General features: G+C 63.3%; 13 protein-coding genes. 1 reads left to right on the forward strand and 12 read right to left on the reverse strand.

Going from position 1 to position 15,460, the window contains the following annotated elements; translation table 11 throughout:
• Positions 1-220 precede the first annotated feature (220 nt).
• The 6 genes from QOS90_RS18000 to QOS90_RS18025 form a co-directional block, all read right to left on the reverse strand.
• Positions 221-1,639 (reverse strand): efflux transporter outer membrane subunit, encoded by a 1,419-nt coding sequence (locus QOS90_RS18000; RefSeq protein WP_085273900.1) that lies wholly within the window; start codon positions 1,637-1,639, stop codon positions 221-223.
• Entirely contained in the window at positions 1,636-2,511 is an 876-nt protein-coding gene (locus QOS90_RS18005) for an efflux RND transporter periplasmic adaptor subunit (RefSeq protein WP_085273901.1), read from the reverse strand. The genes QOS90_RS18000 and QOS90_RS18005 overlap by 4 nt, the downstream gene beginning before the upstream one ends.
• Positions 2,508-2,720 carry a DUF1656 domain-containing protein gene (locus tag QOS90_RS18010; RefSeq protein ID WP_027595114.1) on the reverse strand — a complete coding sequence of 71 codons (213 nt, stop codon included), beginning with the start codon at positions 2,718-2,720 and terminating at the stop codon, positions 2,508-2,510. Before QOS90_RS18010 ends, QOS90_RS18005 begins: the two co-directional genes overlap by 4 nt.
• Positions 2,717-4,804 (reverse strand): FUSC family protein, encoded by a 2,088-nt coding sequence (locus QOS90_RS18015; RefSeq protein ID WP_027595113.1) that lies wholly within the window; start codon positions 4,802-4,804, stop codon positions 2,717-2,719. Before QOS90_RS18015 ends, QOS90_RS18010 begins: the two co-directional genes overlap by 4 nt.
• On the reverse strand, positions 4,801-5,253 hold the full coding sequence (locus QOS90_RS18020) for a MarR family winged helix-turn-helix transcriptional regulator (RefSeq protein ID WP_085273902.1): 453 nt from the start codon (positions 5,251-5,253) through the stop codon (positions 4,801-4,803). The genes QOS90_RS18015 and QOS90_RS18020 overlap by 4 nt, the downstream gene beginning before the upstream one ends.
• A 261-nt stretch (positions 5,254-5,514) precedes the next feature.
• The gene (locus QOS90_RS18025) at positions 5,515-6,309 is read right to left on the reverse strand and encodes a tetratricopeptide repeat protein (protein ID WP_085273903.1); all 795 of its coding nucleotides are present in this window, start codon (positions 6,307-6,309) and stop codon (positions 5,515-5,517) included.
• Positions 6,310-6,515: 206 nt separating this feature from the next.
• Between QOS90_RS18025 and QOS90_RS18030 the strand changes: the two genes are divergently transcribed.
• Positions 6,516-7,076 (forward strand): WYL domain-containing protein, encoded by a 561-nt coding sequence (locus QOS90_RS18030; protein WP_027595110.1) that lies wholly within the window; start codon positions 6,516-6,518, stop codon positions 7,074-7,076.
• Between the two features lie 56 nt (positions 7,077-7,132).
• Here QOS90_RS18030 and QOS90_RS18035 read toward each other — a convergent pair whose 3' ends face one another.
• The 6 genes from QOS90_RS18035 to QOS90_RS18060 form a co-directional block, all read right to left on the reverse strand.
• A complete protein-coding gene (locus tag QOS90_RS18035) occupies positions 7,133-7,996 on the reverse strand; it encodes an ABC transporter permease (protein ID WP_085273904.1) in 864 nt (287 codons plus the stop codon).
• A 14-nt stretch (positions 7,997-8,010) separates the two neighbouring features.
• Complete coding sequence (locus tag QOS90_RS18040; protein ID WP_085273905.1) at positions 8,011-8,874, reverse strand: ABC transporter ATP-binding protein; 864 nt, start codon at positions 8,872-8,874, stop codon at positions 8,011-8,013.
• Between the two features lie 6 nt (positions 8,875-8,880).
• Positions 8,881-9,900 (reverse strand): ABC transporter substrate-binding protein, encoded by a 1,020-nt coding sequence (locus tag QOS90_RS18045; RefSeq protein ID WP_085273906.1) that lies wholly within the window; start codon positions 9,898-9,900, stop codon positions 8,881-8,883.
• A gap of 18 nt (positions 9,901-9,918) precedes the next feature.
• Positions 9,919-10,818: a TauD/TfdA dioxygenase family protein gene (locus QOS90_RS18050; RefSeq protein WP_085273907.1), complete on the reverse strand. Its 900-nt coding sequence runs from the start codon at positions 10,816-10,818 to the stop codon at positions 9,919-9,921.
• 200 nt (positions 10,819-11,018) lie between these two features.
• Positions 11,019-11,360, reverse strand: a complete 342-nt coding sequence (locus QOS90_RS18055) for a hypothetical protein (RefSeq protein ID WP_027595105.1) — start codon at positions 11,358-11,360, stop codon at positions 11,019-11,021.
• Positions 11,361-11,524: 164 nt separating this feature from the next.
• The coding region (locus QOS90_RS18060; protein ID WP_143491095.1) for an immunoglobulin-like domain-containing protein at positions 11,525-15,460 on the reverse strand (3,936 nt) is incomplete at its 5' end.

The following is a 15,460-nucleotide window of genomic DNA, read 5'->3' on the forward strand; positions in this document are numbered from 1 at the left end:
ATTTTTCGGGCCAGTTATTCCTGCCCCATCGGCGCGCGGCCCATTGGTGCATGGCACGATATCGAATCCTACAAACAAGGCGATCGCGCGCCGCCTTCACAGGCGTGACTGGCCCAAAAAAATGTAGGAGCAGCCTTGTGCTGCGAAGCGCCGCGCGGGCGGCGCTCGATCTCATAGGCGCCGCAGCTCTATCGCCAAACACCTTCGCCCCTCAAAACGATCAAGGCGTGCCGCCCCCCTTCCATCCCCCACCCAACGCCAAAAACACCCCAATCTGCCCCACCGCCACCTGGCTATTCGCCGCCGCCAACTGCGCGCGCATATCGGTATACGTCCGCGTCGCCTGCAAATCCGCCAGGAACGACTCACGCCCAGCCTGGTAATACCGGTGCGTCTGGTCCGCCGCTTCCTTGGCCGACTTCTCTGCCTCGGCCAATGCATCACGCCGGTCGAGCAAGGCGCTGTACTGCGCCAGCCGGGTCTGGGTCTCGCGGATGGCGTTCAACACCACGCCGTCGAAATGCGCCAGCGCCGCTTGGGTGGAGGCTTCGGCCATGCGGATGCGGGCACGGGTGCCGTTGGTGGGGATGGTCCAGCTGATCTGTGGGCCAAAGCCCCAGCGGTTGGTGGAGGGCTCGCCAAGGTTCTCGAGGATACCGATGGTGCCCACCTGGGCGCCGATGCTGATGTCCGGGTACAGCGCGCCCGTGGCCACGCCAATGTATGCGGTGGCGGCCGCCAGTTGGCGCTCGGCCTGGCGCACGTCGGGGCGGCGTTTGAGCAGCGCGGCACCGTCGCCTACCGGGATCAGTTGGGCCAGGTGCGGCAGTTCGGCGCAATCGGCGGTGCCGGCGGGCAACTGCTCGACCGGTTTGGCCAGCAATGCAGCGAGGGTATACAAGCCCGTCTCGCGCTCGGCCTTGAAGCGTGGCAGTTCGGCGCGCAGGGATTTGAATTGGGTCTGCGAGCGGGTGACCTGGGTTTCGTCGCCACGGCCGGCATCGCGCAGGCGCTGGTTCAGCTTTACGCCTTGCTCCTGCAGGCCCAGCGACTCGCGGGCAATGTGGTATTCCTCGTTGGCCGAGCACACCTGGGTGTAGGCCTTGACCACATCCGCCACCAGGGTGATGCGTGCGGTGTCTGCTGCGGCCTGCACCGCGTCGGCGTTGGCCTTGGCCGCCTCGGTGCCGCGCTTGAACGTGCCCCACAGGTCGAACTGGTAGGAGGCGCTGATGATGGCTTCACCGATATTGGCCACGGGTACCTTCTCGGGCAGCAAAAAGGCCTCGCCAGACTCCTGCAAGCGCTGGGCGCCAGCCTTGATGCCACCACTGAAACCGCCCTGCGATTCGGCCACTTCGACTTGGGCGCGGGCCTTGGCGATGTTGGCCGCAGCCACCCGCAGCTCGGTATTGGCGCTCAATGCCTGGCGCACCAGTTGGTTGAGGCGCTGATCCTGGTACAGCTGCCACCAGTCTTCGGGCACCGGCGCCGACACCACACTGTCGGCGTCCTGGCGCAGCGGGCCGTTGAGGTCGCTGCGCTGCACGGCCGCGTCTTTCGGCACTTCGTAATCCGGGCCAACCAGGGCACAGGCACCAAGGGAAAGGGCCATGCCCACCAACATCAGGCGTTTCATGGGCGCTTGTCCTCGATGATCGACACCGTGGCCGTGCGCCCGGCGATCATGCGGAAGTCTTCCGGCACTTCGTCGAAGGCGATACGCACCGGAATCCGCTGGGCCAGGCGCACCCAGCTGAACGCCGGGTTGACGTTGGGCAGCAGGTTGGCGCCGCTGCTGCGGTCGCGGTCTTCGATGCCGGCGGCAAAGCTTTGTACGTGGCCGCGCAGGCGGGTGTTGTCGCCCATCACGCGGATGTCCACGGCATCGCCGATGTGAATGCCACCGAGCTTGGTTTCTTCGAAGTAGCCATCGACGTGGTACGAGGCGCTGTCCACCACCGACAGTACCGGGCGGCCGGCGGTGACGAATTCGTGGTTACGCGGGGCGCGGTCGTTAAGGTAGCCGTCCACCGGGCTGCGCACTACCGAGCGATCAAGGTTGAGCTGGGCAGTATCGACAGCCACCTGTGCCTCGTTGACCGCCGAGCGGGCGCGGGCTTCGCGGGACTGGCTCTCTTCCAGTTGCTCGGCCGCGACCAGGTTGCCCAGCTTGCGGTTACGGCGCGTCTCGCGGGCAGCCTGGGCCAGGGTTTCCTCGCGCTCGGCGAGGGTCGCCTTGGCCTGGCGCAGGGCCAGGCTGAAGCGGTCCTGGTCGATGGTGAACAGCACGTCGCCGCGCTTGACCACCTGGTTGTCACGCACCTCGACCTTCTGGATCAGCCCGGACACATCCGGGGCGACCTGGATCACATCGGCGCGGATGTGGCCGTCACGGGTCCAGGGGGCGAACAGGTAGTAGCCCACCATCTGCCACACGAGCACGGCGGCGAAACTCACGACCAGCAAGGTCAGGACCACACGGCCCAGGGTCAGCAAAGGTTTTTTCATGGCAGCATCAGGTTTCGGCAAAAGTGGTCGACCGCGCCCAGCATCACGGCGTAGAGGGCAACGTTGAACAAAGCCCGGTGCCAGACCAGGCGGTAAAAATGCAGGCGCACGAGCAAGGCGTGCACGCCCAGAAACAGCAGGTAGGTGAACACCATCATCACCAGCAGCGTGGGCAGGAACACCCCGCTGATATCCAGATCACCGATCACAGTGGGGCTCCATCGATGCCGGGGGGCAGTTGCGGTTGTTCGGTCGGTTCGAGCATCACCTCGACCCCAGGCAGCAAGGCCAAGCGCAGGCCACTCAGGGCATGCAGCAGGTGCACGCGGGCATCGCCGCGGTCGTTGTGGTCGTCCAGCGCCAGCCCTTGCCGCGCGCGCTCCATGTTGCGCAGCAACGTGGCCGGTGCGTGCAGGCGTTGGTTGGCGCGCAGGCAAGCGGCGTAGTGGGCGCCGACTTCCTCGATGACCGTGGCCAGGCGCTCACGGGCCTGCGGGTTGGCGCGGGGCATGTAGGCCAGCAGGTCGAGCAGGTTCAGGCCCACGCGCAGGTCACGCAGTGCCACGCCGCTGTCCTGGCCGGTCTGCGACAAGCGCGGCAGGTGCTGCATCAGGCGGTCGAGCATCTGTACGCCGACCTGGCGGTGTTCGGCCAGGGTGGCGGGCTGGGTCATCTCGACGATGTCGCGCCAGGCGAAGCGGGTCATGCGCTTGGCTGCCAACTCGACGCCGAACGGGCGCAGCAGCAAGGTCCAGATGAACGCGAACAGCAGCCCCACCGGGCCGGCCAGGTTGGCGTTGATAAAGGTCAGGAAGTCTGCGTCGTACGCGCCCTGGATGCTGATGAAGGTGGCGGTGTTGACGATGGTCAGCAAGGTGCCGAGGTAGAAGCGCGGCTGCACGGTCAGCGTGCCGACGCAGATGAACGGCACGGCGAATGCCAGCACCAGCATCGGGAAGTCGTGCAGGTTGGGCAGCACCAGGAACAGGTAGACGCTGGAGAAGATCACCGACATCAGCGTCCAGAAGAAGAACCGGTAGATCTGCGGCGCCGGGTCGTCCATCGCGGCAAAGAAGCTGCAGGCCACGGCGGCGAGGATGACCGCACTGCCGCCGTCGTTCCAGCCGAGCAGAATCCACAAGCCGCTGGCGACGATGATCGCGGTGACGGTGGAGAACACCGAGTACAGCATCAGGCCCCGGTCGAAGAAGGGCGTCAGGCGGCTCAAGCGCCAGTGGCGGTAAGCGGCGCGCCAGGGCGTGGCGTCGTCCTTGCGCAGGGCGTGCTGGAGGGTGCAGCAGTCTTGCCAGAGGTCGACCCACTCGGTCAGGCGATACAAGGCGTTGGACAGCAACAGGCCGGCGCGCTGGTCCAGTGCGGCGGCGCTGGGTTGCAGGCGGGTGATCTGCTCGTGCAAGGCGGCCCAGGGCGCCAGGGAGGCATCGTCGGCAGTGCCTTTGAGCCACTCGCGGGCCTCGGCCAGCAACGGTTGCAACTGGGCGAACTGCACGGGCGCGCGGCCTTCGAGGGCGACCAGGGCGTCGTCCAGGGCGTCGATCACCGGCAGCAGGTGGATCATCCGCCCACGCAGCTCGCTGGCGTTCTTCAGGGTGTGAGGGCCGGCACCCTCGTGGCCGAGCTGGCCGATCATCATTTCCAGGGTGTTGAACGTGGCCACCATCGAGGCACGCATGCCGCCCACCTTGTCGGCGGCGACGTCACGGGCCAGGTAGGTATCACTGTAGCGGATCGCCTCGGCAAACCAGTTGCCGGTCGAGCCGACCACCACCGGGGCCAGGCGGCGCGGCCAGAAGATTGCACCGACCACGGCCGCGCAGACGATGCCCAGGCAGATTTCCTGAGCCCGCGACGAGGCCACATCGAACACCGCGGTGGGGTTGTCGACCACGGCCAGGGCAATCATCGGTAGCGTGTAGCCCGCCAGCATCAGCACGTAGTTGTTGGCGGTGCGCAGGTTCAGCGAGAGGAACAGCAAGGTGCCGGTCCACAAGGCGATGGCGACGCTCAGCAACAGCGGCGATTGCACCAAGGGTGGCACCAGGAATATCGCCCCGCCGGCCCCGAGCAAGGTGCCCAGGGCGCGGTACAGGGCCTTGGAACTGGTCGGGCCGACGAACGGGCTGGAGACGATGTAGACGGTCGCCATCGCCCAGTACGGGCGCGGCAGCTGCATGAGCAGGGCAATGTATAGGGCGATCATCGACGCGGCGAAGGTACGCACGCCGTAGAACCAATCGCGGGCTGGGGGGACCGAGCTGAAGAATCCGTTCATGCTGCCCCGCCGGGTGTGCCGAGGCCGGCAGCTTCGAACGCGCGCAGCACACGTAAGGCGGCCTCAAGGTCAGCTTGGTCGATGCCCTGCAGCACCTCACGGCGCAAGCGCACCAGCTCGGCTTCGATGGATTCGGCCAAGGCGCGGCCTTCGGCGGTCAGGCTCAGGGCCTTGGCGCGGCGGTCGAGAGGGTCCTCGCTGCGGCACACCAGCCCGGCTTTGCACAGCTGGTCGAGCAGGCGTACCAGCGACGGGCTTTCAAGGCCGGCGGCCTGGGCCACCGCCACCTGATGCACACCGTCGCCCAGGCGCACGATCATCAACAGCGGCGCGGCGCAGGCTTCAGAAATGCCATAGCCAGTCAGGGCCGCGTGGCAGATGCGCCGCCAATGGCGAGCGGCAACCACCATGCCGCTGCTGACTTGCAGGCGCAGGAGATCAAGGGTCATGAAGGGAACCAAGGATATTCATAGTTTGCTAACTATCAATATACGCCTCGCCCTCCCCCTGTCGTCAACAGTGGGCGACGGGTAGCGTGGGTGAAATTCTGTTCATGCGTGGCCTTTAGCCCGCGAGAGCAACTGTGTTGCACATTCCCTGTGGGAGCGGGTTTACCCGCGAACACCGGCGAAGCCGGTGCCATGTACCGCGTTGCCTGCTTCGCGGGTAAACCCGCTCCCACAGGGCCCGCGACCTCCCACTGCACAGGTTCAGGGCTGGACCTGGTCTTCCAGCTTCATCGTCAGCGCCAGCGTGCTGCCCATTTGCACGGCCCGGTCGCGCCAGTCGAGGTAACGCGCGCGGTCGCGGCTGCTGAAGTGCACCGCCAGCTCCTCGGCCGCCTGCATCACCCCGGCCGCAGCCGCCAACTCAAGCCAATACAGCGCGCCTTTGATATCGGCCTCCACATACAGGCCATGCATCAGCCGGTACCCCACCTCGAACCGGCACCGCGCTTCGCCCCGCTGGGCACCGCGCAAAAACCATTGGTAGGCCTGTATCAGGTCGACCTGCCAGTCCAGGTCGCCATCGCACACTTCTTCTTCATACAAGTCACCGAGTGCGGCAGCAGCATGCAACATGCCGCGGTCAAACGCCTGCCGATAACACTCGGCCGCCTGCACGTAGGAGGTTTCGATGCCTTTGCCGAAGTAATGCTGCTGGCCCAGGTTGAACCAGGCCGCGGCGTTACCCTGCAAGGCCGCCATGCGCAACAGGTGGCCGGCCAGCACGGTGTCGGCACGCCAGTACTTGCCATTGAGCCAGATCCAGCCGAGGTCATTCAGTGCGGCCACGCTGCCTTGCAGCGCTTGGCGGCGCAAGTCGGCGTACACACCCTGCAAATCGCTGGCCTCGTCCAGGCGGCTGACCAGCAACGACCGCTGGCTGGGCAGCCCGACCCCGGCAAACAGCCGATGACGCCTCCCGGCAGGGGCTGGCGGGGCGATGACCCGCTCTGGCAGAAGACGGGCAAGCAGCGAATGGATATTGCTGGCAGCAGACATGTTCATCCTCATTGAACGACACACAACCTCGACCTCGGCTGTGATGAGGCGTGATTCTGCGTGACGTCACGACAAAACCTGTCGCGAACGATTCGGCACGAGGCAACCAAATGCGACTTCCTTGATCTGAGCAGGCTGTGGCCAATTGCCATGCCCCGCTCGTGCCGCCATCCTATTGCGGCAAGCCTAGACAAGGACGTTATCTTTTGCCGTTCGCCACCACTCGCGCCACCCTCAGTCGTCAGTGGGCGCTGCTGCGCCAACTGCCCAGCCGCTCCCCAGGCATCACCAGCGCCGAGCTGGTGTGGCGCCTGCGTGATGTGGGGTTCAATGTCAGCAAACGCACGGTTGAGCGCGACCTCAACGAGTTGTCGCTGATTTTTCCGCTGGAGCGCAATGACAAGAGCATACCGTTCGGCTGGCACTGGTCGTCGAGTGCCGTGGGCGAGCTGCGCGGCAATTTCGACTTGCTGACGTACTTGCGCGGTGATGCGCTGCAGCCGGCCCAAGGCGAGGGGGTAGAGCTGGTGGCGCGGGTCAGTGATGCCTTGGCGCGGCAGTTGCGCGAGGCGCCGTTGAGCAGCGACATGCAGCTGACGGCGCTGGAGCATGGGCATCGGTTGCGGGCCACGGTAAGCGATGGCTGGCCGCTGCGTTGGTGGCTGCTGAGCCAGGGGGATGGGGTGGTGGTTGAGCAACCAGAGGGGTTGCGCGAAGAGATTGGCAAGATGCTGAGCAATGCGGCGGCTCAGTACCAGAATCCATAGCCTGTATCGGCCTCTTCGCGGGCAAGCCCGCGAAGAGGCCGGGGCTGGCTTACTGGCTAGCGCTGCATCCCCCACCGCCGCACGGTCAGCCGCTCCAGGGTGTTGAACACCAACCCCTCGACCAGCAAACCAATCAAGATCACCACCGCCAACCCGGCAAACACCTTGTCGGTGTACAGCTCGTTGCGGTTCTGGAAGATGTACCAACCCAGCCCGCCCTTGCCGCTGCTGGCGCCAAACACCAGTTCGGCGGCAATCAAGGTGCGCCAGGCAAACGCCCAGCCGATCTTCAAGCCCGACAGAATCGACGACAAGGCCGCCGGCACCAGGATGTGCAGCACCAAGCGCAGGCCCTTGAGGCCATAGTTGCGACCGGCCATGCGCAACGTCTCGGACACCCCGAGAAAGCCCGCATACGTATTCAGCGCCAGCGCCCATAGCACCGAGTGCACCAGCACGAAGATCAGGCTGTTGTCGCCCAGGCCGAACCACAACAGCGCCAGCGGCAGCAAGGCGATTGCCGGCAAGGGGTTGAACATGGAGGTCAAGGTGCCCAGCAGGTCACGGCCAAGCTGGGTCGACACCGCCAGGCTGGTCAAGCCGAACGCCAGCACAATACCCAGCACATAGCCCTTGAGCAGGATCACCAGCGACACGCCGACCTTGGCGGGCAACTCGCCACTGAGCAGGCCGTCCCACAGCGCAGCAGAGGTTTGCAGAAAGCTTGGCAGCAGCAGGTCGTTGCCTTGATAGCGGGCCACGGCCTCCCACAGCGCGGCGATCACCACCAGGATGACAGCCTTGCGCAGCCAGCCTTGCTGCCACAAGCGCTGGGCTAAGGGCAGTTGGCGTTCCAGAGGCACACTGAGCAGCGGCTCCAGCTGCACCTCGTATTCCTGACGTACAGGTGTAGTGGTCATGGCTGAAGCTCCTGTCAGTAGGCGATACGGATATCGTTGAAGCCAAGGTCGTCGGCCTGCTCGGGCGTGTCCGCCTCATCGAACAACAGGCGATGGATACGCCGGGCACTGGCCTGGAAATCGGCGGCGCCCAGGCTGCCAAGGTCGTACTGATGGCTGTGTACCTCGGCCCGTACCCGGCCTGGGTGCGGCGACAGCAGCAAGATGCGGTTGCCGACCACCAGCGCTTCTTCGATGGAGTGGGTCACGAACAGCAGGGTAAAGCACACCTCTTCCCACAGCAGCAGCAGCTCTTCCTGCATCTTGCGCCGGGTCAGCGCGTCCAGCGCGGCGAACGGCTCGTCCATCAGCAGGATCTTCGGCTGGGTGGCCAAGGCCCGGGCAATCGCCACGCGCGCCTTCATGCCGCCAGAAAGGGTGTGTGGGTAGGCATCGGCAAAGGCGGCCAGGCCGACTTTGTCCAGGTAGTGCAGTGCCCGGTCCTCGGCCTCGGCACGCTTGAGCTGGCCCGATACCAGCAAAGGGAACATGACGTTCTGCTTTACCGTCTTCCAGGGTGGCAACTGGTCGAACTCTTGAAACACCACGATGCGGTCAGGGCCGGGGCCTTTGACGGGCTGGCCCTGCAGCAGAATCTGCCCTTCCTGGGGCTCGATGAACCCGGCCACGGCCTTGAGCAAGGTGGACTTGCCGCAGCCCGAAGGCCCCAGCAAGACGAAACGGTCGGCGCGGTCGACTTCGAAACTGACCTGGTGGGTGGCCCGCACCACGCGTTGCGCGGTGCGGTATTCGAGGCTGAGGTTATCCACCGAGAGCAGCGGTGGCGTGGCGACACGGCTCAGGTTGCTGGCCGCGTGGCCTGGCAATGGGGCGGTCATGATCGATCAGCTCCCTTGCAACGGGCGTTCATCCTGGAAGAAGTAATCCTTCCACGACTCCGGCTTGTGCTTGATCGCGCCAACCCGATACAGGAAATCCGCCAGTTTGTAGGTGTTCTTCGGCGTTACCGTGAACTCGTACTGCGGGTTGTCGATCAGCTTGATCAGCACATCGCGGTCGATCTTGGCCTTGGTCACGCGGATGTACGTGTCAGCAGCGGCGGCCTTGTCCTTCTGGGCGAAGTCTGCGGCCTCGGCCAGCGCGTCGACGAAGGCTTTGTAGGTCTTGGGGTTGTCCGTGCGGAATTTTTCAGTGGCGAACAACAGGGTCGGCGAGTTGGGGCCAAGCAGGTCGTAGCTGTTGAGCACAACGTGCACATCCTTGTTGGCCAACGCCTGGTCCTGGAACGGCGGGTTGGAGAAGTGCCCGTTCAGTTCGGTGCCACCGGCGATCAGCGCGGCCGTGGCATCGGGGTGCGGTACGGCCAGGGTGTACTTGTCGAGGCGGTTGTATTCCTTGTCGCCCCACTGCTGGGCGGCGGCGTACTGCAGGAAGCGCGACTGCACGGAGACGCCCACGGCTGGCACGGCGATGCGGTCTTTCTCGGAGATGTCAGCGATGGTCTTCACATTCGGGTTGCTGCTGACCAGGTAATACGGGAAGTTGCCAAGCGAGGCGACCGCCTTCACGTTCTGCCGGCCTTTGGTGCGGTCCCAGACGGTCAGCAGCGGGCCAACGCCAGCACCGGCGATATCCACCGAGCCGGACAACAGCGCATCGTTGATGGCCGCGCCGCCCGAGAGCTGGGCCCAGTCGACTTCAATGTCGACGCCCTGTTCTTTACCGTGTTTTTCGATCAGGTGCTGGTCACGCACCACGTTCAACAACAAGTAGACGATGCCGAATTGTTCCGCGATGCGGATTTTGCCTTCGGCCTGGGCCACGGCGGGGGCCGCCAGGCTGCCGACGACCAGGCTCGCGCCCAGGCCAATGCTTGCCGCCAGGCGGCTGATGGATTTACGCATGGTGTGTTTCCTCAGTCGTCAGAACGGGGCATCGCCCTGGATGGTGGTGCGATAGAGCTTGCGCCGCAGGTGCGCGGGGCAGCCGGTGGCGAGGTGGATCAGCGAACGGTTGTCCCAGAACACCAAGTCGTGTGGCTGCCACTGATGGCGGTAGATGTTCTGCTCGAGCACGCTCAGGGCATACAGCTGCTGCAGCACGTCGCGGCTTTCGTCGTCCGGCAGGCCGACGATGCGGGTGGTGAAGCCTTCGCTGACGAACAGCGCCTTGCGGCCGTTTTCCGGGTGGGTGCGTACCACCGGGTGGATCACTTCCTGCACTTGGGCCAATTGCTCGGCGCTGAGGGCCGGGCGCCAGTTGCCTTCGAACTTGGTCTCGGCATACCGGGCCGTGTAGGAATGAGCCGCGTCGCGGCCGGCGATTACCTTGCGCAGGGCTTCGGGCACGGCGTCCCAGGCTTTGTGCATATCGGCGAACAGCGTATCGCCGCCCTCGCTGGGCAGCTCCTGGGCATGCAGCATCGAACCCAGGCTGGGGAGCTCTTTATACGACAGGTCCGAATGCCAGAACTTGCCAGCATCGCCCAGGCCGACGTTGCGACCGTCTTCGACGATGTTGGAAACGATCAGGATTTCGGGGTGCCCGGTCAGCAGGAACTGCTTGAGCACATGAATCTGCAGCTCGCCGAAACGGCGGCTGAAGCTGATCTGTTGCTCCGGGGTGATGCGCTGGTCGCGGAACACCAGTACATGGTGATCAAGGTGGGCGCGATGAATTTGGGTGAAATCCTCGGCGTTGACCGGTCGGGTCAGGTCCAGGCCGATGATCTCGGCACCGACGGCACCGGAGAACGGGCGGATTTCAAAGCTTTGCGGCTGGGCGCTGTCGATGGACGACAAGGCGTTCGAGGCGGCGGACATGGTTCACTCCCACGCAGTGCGCGACGTCAAAGGCGCGCAACGATCAGAAACGCACGGGGATTTCCCGTGTGGGTTCAAGTCGTACGGCGCATCGATTGGTCGACGGGTACGCAGTGGAAGCAACTATAAAGTCATAAGAAAGATATTTTAAATATCTTTAATGAATAACCATATCACTGTAGATCGGGGCTGATCCGCGCTCAGATCAACCCGCCCTGCTCTTCTTCATCGATCAGGTTGTTCAGGCTGCCCAGCGCCTTGCGCGCCTTGGAACGGTTAAGCAGCTTGGCCTGCGCCCCGGCCGGCAGGTCGGTGATGCTGAACACACCCTTGGCGGTCAGCACATCGATCAAGTCCTCAAGCACGCGGATCATGTCCAGGTCACTTTGCTTGAGCTCTTTGAGGCTGTTTTCCACTTCGTCGTCGGCAAACCATTCCTGAACGTCGGCATGGTCAGCAGGGAGTATTTCGGTGAACTCGTCAAAAGAGGCTGCTTCTACCCGCAGCAACTGGCCGCTAGCGTTGCGTTGCACGTAGAACATGGCGGTGTCCCTCGTCACGTTGGTTCCTTGTTGGTAGACAGCAGCATAGGCAAAGATTCCCGGGCACGCAGGCCCGGGCGCACGAGTATGCGCTGTCAGGGGAAGGCAGGAAAGAGCCGGCACCCACCCGGGCGGTCGTTTCGACCGCCCGGGTGGGCTGGGCATCAGCTGTCTTTGTTATCGATACGGATGGTCGGGTCGCCACCGCTGATCAACGAGTTGATCGAGGTATTGGACCAGTTGACCCCTTCCAGCTTGATCGTCACATCGGCGTTGGCCAGGCCACCGGTGGCGTTGAGCTTGCCCTCGCTGCTGACCTGCAGCGTCGAGGTGCCGTCCACCGTGGTGATCTTCAGGTAGTTGTCGATGGTGCTGCCCTTCTCGAACTGAAGTAGATCCTTCAGATCGATGCGGTCACCCTCGGCCACCTTGAAGTCCTTGATCACGTCGTTGCCGACATCGCCCGACTTCCACACGAAGGTGTCCGCACCGCTACCGCCGATCAGGATGTCATCGCCTTGGCCACCGATCAGGATGTCCTTGCCGGTACCGCCCAACAGGATGTCGTTACCTTTGCCACCATCGAGCGTGTCATCGCCACCTTGGCCGAAGAGGATGTCGTTGCCATTGCCGCCCGACAGGAAATCCTTGCCGTCGTTGGCACCGGAGATATCGAACTCGGTGTAGTGCTCGGTGATGTACTGGTGGACATTGTTGGTGGTGATGGCACTGGCCTCGACACCGCTCTTCTGCGCAACGTACGCCTGCAGGGCTTGGTAGCCCTCGCTGACGACACCGTTGAGGGTGATCAGGTCACCGAAGATGATGTCGTTGCCGTTGCCGCCATCGACCTTGTCGGCGCCTGGCAGGGTAGCCTCGGAATGCCCGAGGATCGCGCTGGCCAGGTTGGATGGGTCGATATTGGCCTGCGGCTTGCCGGCGCTGTCGTATGGCTTCAGGTCAGTCAGGCTGACATCGCTGTTCAAACCAATTGCCTGCACCTTGCTTACACCGTTAGTCCCACCCAAGAGGGCGAAGCTGGCAGACGTGTTGTTCGCCGAATCCCAGTAGTTATAAGAATCGGCATAACCGGTACCGCCCAGGCCGGAGAACTCGTAGGTGCCATCCCCTTGAGCATGAATCGTCCCGATCGTGCGGGTGGAATCAAGCACCAGGTTGCCCCAACGGTTTTCTGTGTAGGTCAGCACTTTGAGGCTGCCTTCGCTATTGATTTCAACTTTGTGCGTTGCGTCGGCCCAGACACTGAAGGTGTCACCCACCTTGTAGTTGTTGACGTTGACTACGTCATCCAGGTACTTGCCGCCGCTCCACAGGCGGTAGTTGGTCGTTTCATTGGTCTGGTAATAAGTCGGCTTACCGTCGGTGATGAAGTAGGTCAGGTTCTCTGCACCGCTGTTACCGGTAGCCATGGTGCTCTTGAAGAAGTTGGCCGTGGTTTTGAACACATCCTCATAGTTGGTACCACCGCCGTAGCTTGAACCACCCACCATCGAGTCCAACACCGCCTGAAGCTTGGCCAGTGCGTCGGTATCGGCAAGGTTGACCGCCACGTTCTTGTTTACCTGGGTATCGAAGTCGGCGATGAAGATATTCACCGTCCCCGAAGTATCAGCGCCCAGGCTGGCTTTCAGCGTCTGGAACACCGATGCCAACTGCGCCTTGGCCGCAGCGACGGACTGGGTGCTCATACTGCCCGAGCTGTCGACCATGAAGGCAATGTTGTAGTTCTTGCCCGCAACCACGTTCAGGCCAGCCACGTCGGCGACGATGATGTCGTTGCCTTCGCTGCCATTGATGGTGTCATCGCCCGAGGTGCCCACCGTCGCCTTGTAGGTGGCGCCGTAGACAGTGACCGGGATCTTGCCGGTGATGCTGTCTGAACCGCCGAGGCTTTCGGTGGCCGTGGAGGTGACGGTGATGTCGAACGTGCCTTTGTAGTACGCCGGCGGGGTCAGGGTCAGGCCGCTGAGTTTCCAGCCTGTCACGTCCACCGGCGTACCGCCGACAGTCACGGTGTGGCCCGCGCCATCGCTCAGCACAGTCCCTTTCGGAATGCCGCTGAGGGTCACGCTCAAGGTCTCGGAACCATCGGTGTCGGTCAGGCCGGTGCTGATGCTGACCAGCTTGACCGAGCCACCTTCCGGCCCTTCGTTGAGCTTGTAGCCGTCGTAGTAGCTCTGGCCATTGACGGTGTGCAGATCGGACACGCCCAGGCCAGCGTTGGCCATCTCGGTCACGTTCTGGTACATCGGGATGTTACTGCTGCTCAGGTCGGTGACGGCACCGGAGCCCGCCTGAATGTTCAGGTCATAGCTACCAGGGCCTGATTGGTTGGCGTGGTAAACCTCGATCGGGTAGTAGCCGCTGGACGTTGGGGTGAAGGTGCCAGAAATCTGGCCACCCGCGCCCCAGGTCGCAGTTACCACGGTCTTGCCACCAATGGTGACCACCAGGCTGTCATCGGCGATGCCGCTGAAGGTGTAGGTCTTGCCGGCTTCCAGGAACAGCAGGCCCGACGTTTTCGAACCGGTGCCAGCGGTGACGCTGCCATCGGACTGCACGTTGGTGGTGGTCCCACTGGAGGTAGCACTGCCGGAGTTGGCAAAGACCGTTTTCAGCGCGTCGCCAGTGATGCCGTTGCCGTCGGTACCCAGCCCTTTGAGGGTGGTCCAGACTTCCTTGGTCAGGCCTTTGGACACGACATCGGTACTGCCAATCGTCAGGGTCGGTTTGTCGGCCACCGGACTGATGTCGACCTTCATGGTCACTTCGCTGCCCAAGTTGGTGCCGTCGTTCGGCTTGTACTTGAACTGCGCGTAGTCAGCCTGTTTGTTGCCGACGCCCGAGCCGCCATAGCCGTCGGTGCCCGACTCGTTCGCCTTCGGCACGAACTTCAGGTAGTTGCTGGTGATGTCGGCCTGGCTGACGACCTGGCCCGCTTTCACATCGACCCATGCGGTGCCGTTGTAGAACTTCAGGCTACCGTCGACCGGCAGCGAGGTGATGGTCACGAACAGGCCGGTGTTGCCATCGGCATCGGTGACCTTGAAGTCGTTCCAGGTGAACAGATAGTCGGTGTCTTCCACGCCATTGACCGCGCCGCCAGTCGAAACCGGCAGGTGGTCGTTGTCGAGGATGTTGGTGGTGACACTCGCCTTGGTGCTATCGACCTGCAGGTTTTCGAAGTTGCCACCGGTGGCAGCGCCGATGGTCACGGTGAAGTTCTCGGTACCTTCAACCAGCTTGTCGTCGATGGTCTTGATATCGAACGTGACGCTGCTGCTGTTGGCCGGGATCTTCACGGTGGTGACCGCGGTGTAGTCCTGGCCGTTAGCGGTGCCGCTGTAGGTCAGGGTAACGGTGACTTCCGTTTTAGCCGGGCTGCTCAGGGTGAGGGTGTATTTGCCGGTTTCACCTTCGGTCAACGAGGTGGTGCCGGTGATACCGATGGTGGTCACATCGCCCTGGTTGCCAGTGCCTGGGGTGCCGACACCTGGCTCGTCGTTGACCACGGTGGTGGCTGTGGTTTTGTCCAGCGTCAGCTGCTCGAACTTGCTGGCACCCGCGCCGCCTACCGACTGCAGCGCCAGGCCGACAGAGGTCTGGCCGATATACACATCATCCGGCGCAGCCACGTTGACGAAGCCTGTTGCACTGTTGGCCGGCACGTTGATGACGGTTTTGCCGTCGCTCAGCGTGAAGGTCAGGGCGCCGTGGTTGTTGATCGGCAGGCCATCTTTGCTGGTCAGAGTAACGGTGTAGGTGATCACACCGCCTTCGGTTACCGAAGGCGTGGCGGTCAGCTTGGCGATGACTTCGTTCGAGGTGTCCTTGATGTCCACCGAGGCCGAAGGCTTGCTGACCACCAGGTTCTCGAACTGGCGGCCATCCGGCACGCTGGTGCCGGTGATGCTGACAGTCAGCGAGCCGGCGTCGACGTACACGTCTTCGCCTTGGGCGTCGTGAGTGAAGATGGCCGAGGTTTCGCCCTTCTTGATCACCACCGACTTACCTTCGGTCAGCTGCACGGTGAGGTCCTGGTCCAGGGCCTCTTTGATGCTGATGGTGAAGGTCGGTTT

It is taken from the genome of Pseudomonas sp. LAIL14HWK12:I10, assembly GCF_900184205.1.
GTDB lineage: Bacteria > Pseudomonadota > Gammaproteobacteria > Pseudomonadales > Pseudomonadaceae > Aquipseudomonas > Aquipseudomonas kermanshahensis.

What these genes read in the sequence shown, in the direction of transcription:
- QOS90_RS18000 (WP_085273900.1), bottom strand. Translation starts at nt 1,639, where the DNA reads ATGAAACGCCTGATGTTGGTGGGCATGGCCCTTTCCCTTGGTGCCTGT.
- QOS90_RS18005 (WP_085273901.1), bottom strand. Translation starts at nt 2,511, where the DNA reads ATGAAAAAACCTTTGCTGACCCTGGGCCGTGTGGTCCTGACCTTGCTG.
- QOS90_RS18015 (WP_027595113.1), bottom strand. Translation starts at nt 4,804, where the DNA reads ATGAACGGATTCTTCAGCTCGGTCCCCCCAGCCCGCGATTGGTTCTAC.
- QOS90_RS18020 (WP_085273902.1), bottom strand. Translation starts at nt 5,253, where the DNA reads ATGACCCTTGATCTCCTGCGCCTGCAAGTCAGCAGCGGCATGGTGGTT.
- QOS90_RS18025 (WP_085273903.1), bottom strand. Translation starts at nt 6,309, where the DNA reads ATGTCTGCTGCCAGCAATATCCATTCGCTGCTTGCCCGTCTTCTGCCA.
- QOS90_RS18035 (WP_085273904.1), bottom strand. Translation starts at nt 7,996, where the DNA reads ATGACCACTACACCTGTACGTCAGGAATACGAGGTGCAGCTGGAGCCG.
- QOS90_RS18040 (WP_085273905.1), bottom strand. Translation starts at nt 8,874, where the DNA reads ATGACCGCCCCATTGCCAGGCCACGCGGCCAGCAACCTGAGCCGTGTC.
- QOS90_RS18045 (WP_085273906.1), bottom strand. Translation starts at nt 9,900, where the DNA reads ATGCGTAAATCCATCAGCCGCCTGGCGGCAAGCATTGGCCTGGGCGCG.
- QOS90_RS18050 (WP_085273907.1), bottom strand. Translation starts at nt 10,818, where the DNA reads ATGTCCGCCGCCTCGAACGCCTTGTCGTCCATCGACAGCGCCCAGCCG.
- QOS90_RS18055 (WP_027595105.1), bottom strand. Translation starts at nt 11,360, where the DNA reads ATGTTCTACGTGCAACGCAACGCTAGCGGCCAGTTGCTGCGGGTAGAA.